Origin of the sequence: Exiguobacterium sp. s133 (assembly GCF_018618595.1) — a bacterium.
GTDB lineage: Bacteria > Bacillota > Bacilli > Exiguobacteriales > Exiguobacteriaceae > Exiguobacterium_A > Exiguobacterium_A oxidotolerans.
The window spans coordinates 1-3,006 of the sequence record NZ_JACSMK010000021.1; the positions used below are offsets into that span (position 1 = coordinate 1).

Consider the following 3,006-nt stretch of genomic DNA (forward strand, 5'->3'; position numbering starts at 1 on the left):
GGCTCGCGCCCTCAAAACTGAAGTCATCAACAATCATCTGCTAGAACAAGGCCTCGACCGATTAGTATCACTCAGCTCCGCATGTCACCATGCTTCCACCCGTGACCTATCTACCTCATCGTCTCTGAGGGGTCTTTCTTGATTACTCAAAGGGAAATCTCATCTTGGAGGGGGCTTCATGCTTAGATGCTTTCAGCATTTATCCCGTCCGCACGTAGCTACCCAGCGATGCTCCTGGCGGAACAACTGGTACACCAGCGGTGCGTCCATCCCGGTCCTCTCGTACTAAGGACAGCTCTCCTCAAATTTCCTGCGCCCACGACGGATAGGGACCGAACTGTCTCACGACGTTCTGAACCCAGCTCGCGTACCGCTTTAATGGGCGAACAGCCCAACCCTTGGGACCTACTCCAGCCCCAGGATGCGATGAGCCGACATCGAGGTGCCAAACCTCCCCGTCGATGTGGACTCTTGGGGGAGATCAGCCTGTTATCCCCAGGGTAGCTTTTATCCGTTGAGCGATGGCCCTTCCATGCGGAACCACCGGATCACTAAGCCCGACTTTCGTCCCTGCTCGACTTGTAGGTCTCGCAGTCAAGCTCCCTTCTGCCTTTGCGCTCTACGAATGATTTCCAACCATTCTGAGGGAACCTTTGGGCGCCTCCGTTACTGTTTAGGAGGCGACCGCCCCAGTCAAACTACCCGCCTGACACGGTCCTCCAGCCGGATTACGGCTGCGAGTTAGAGACTCTATGCATGAAGGGCGGTATCCCAAGGGTGACTCCTCCGAAGCTGGCGCTCCGGTCTCGACGTCTCCCGCCTATCCTGTACATCATGCACAAAGCCTCAATATCAGGCTGTAGTAAAGCTCCATGGGGTCTTTCCGTCCTGTCGCGGGTAACCTGCATCTTCACAGGTACTATGATTTCACCGGGTCTCTCGTTGAGACAGTGCCCAAATCGTTACGCCTTTCGTGCGGGTCGGAACTTACCCGACAAGGAATTTCGCTACCTTAGGACCGTTATAGTTACGGCCGCCGTTTACTGGGGCTTCGGTTCAAAGCTTCGCTTGCGCTAACCCATCCCCTTAACCTTCCAGCACCGGGCAGGCGTCAGCCCCTATACGTCATCTTGCGATTTAGCAGAGACCTGTGTTTTTGCTAAACAGTCGTTTGGGCCTATTCACTGCGGCTCTACTCATGTAGAGCGTCCCTTCTCCCGAAGTTACGGGACCATTTTGCCGAGTTCCTTAACGAGAGTTATCCCGCGCGTCTTAGAATTCTCATCCCGCCTACCTGTGTCGGTTTACGGTACTGGCACCTTCCACCTCACTAGAGGCTTTTCTTGGCAGTGTGAAATCGTGACCTTCGTCCCTAGGGGACTCCGCGTCGTTCCTCGATCTTGGTGCCTGACGGATTTGCCAATCAGACAATCTCGAAACTTACACATGCACTTCCATCCGCATGCGTCACTATCCTCCTGCGTCCCCCCATTGTTCAAACGGTGGATCGGTGGTACAGGAATATCAACCTGTTATCCATCGCCTACGCCTTTCGGCCTCGGCTTAGGTCCAGACTAACCCTGAGCGGACGAGCCTTCCTCAGGAAACCTTGGGCTTTCGACGGAGGGGATTCTCACCCCTCTTTTCGCTACTCACACCGGCATTCTCACTTCCAAACGCTCCACTGCTCCTTCCGGTACAGCTTCACAGCGGTTTGGAACGCTCCCCTACCATTCCTTACGGAATCCGCAGCTTCGGTGGTATGTTTAGCCCCGTTACATTTTCGGCGCGGCGCCACTCGACTAGTGAGCTATTACGCACTCTTTGAATGGTGGCTGCTTCTAAGCCAACATCCTAGCTGTCTAGGCAGCGCCACATCCTTTTCCACTTAACATACACTTTGGGACCTTAGCTGGCGGTCTGGGCTGTTTCCCTCTTGACTACGGATCTTATCACTCGCAGTCTGACTCCCGAGTATAAGTTGCCGGCATTCGGAGTTTAACTGAATTCGGTAACCCTGTGGGGGCCCCTAGTCCAATCAGTGCTCTACCTCCGGAACTCTCAACCTCGAGGCTAGCCCTAAAGCTATTTCGGGGAGAACCAGCTATCTCCAGGTTCGATTGGCATTTCACCGCTACCCACACCTCATCCCCGCACTTTTCAACGTGCGTGGGTTCGGACCTCCAGTCAGTGTTACCTGACCTTCATCCTGGACATGGGTAGATCACCTGGTTTCGGGTCTACGACAACGCACTATGGCGCCCTATTCAGACTCGCTTTCGCTACGGCTCCGCCTCATCAGCTTAACCTCGCGCGCTATCGTAACTCGCCGGTTCATTCTACAAAAGGCACGCCATCACCCATTAACGGGCTCTGACTACTTGTAGGCATACGGTTTCAGGATCTATTTCACTCCCCTTCCGGGGTGCTTTTCACCTTTCCCTCACGGTACTGGTTCACTATCGGTCACTAGGGAGTATTTAGCCTTGGGAGATGGTCCTCCCGGATTCCGACGGGGTTTCACGTGTCCCGCCGTACTCAGGATCCACTCTGGAGGGAAAACAGTTTCAGCTACAGGGCTGTCACCTTCTTCGGCCGACCTTTCCAGGTCATTCACCTACTGTCTTCCTTTTTGACTCCGTATAGAGTGTCCTACAACCCCGGAGAGCATGCTCTCCGGTTTGGGCTGTTCCCGTTTCGCTCGCCGCTACTCAGGGAATCGCATTTGCTTTCTCTTCCTCCGGGTACTTAGATGTTTCAGTTCCCCGGGTCTGCCTCACGCTACGCTATGTATTCACGTAACATGTCCCATCCCATTACGGATGGTGGGTTCCCCCATTCGGAAATCCTCGGATCAAAGCATACTTACTGCTCCCCGAAGCATATCGCTGTTCGTCGCGTCCTTCATCGGCTCCTAGTGCCAAGGCATCCACCGTACGCCCTTCATACCTTGATCTAGCATTTTGGTATTCTAAGAACACACGTCTAATGACATGGTTATAAAAA

At 54.0% G+C, this 3,006-nt stretch carries 1 rRNA gene; it reads right to left on the reverse strand.

Annotation, left to right across the window (positions count from 1 at the left end):
- Window positions 1–41: 41 nt before the first annotated feature.
- Window positions 42–2,956 (reverse strand): 23S ribosomal RNA (locus KNP96_RS16495).
- Between the last annotated feature and the right edge of the window lie 50 nt (window positions 2,957–3,006).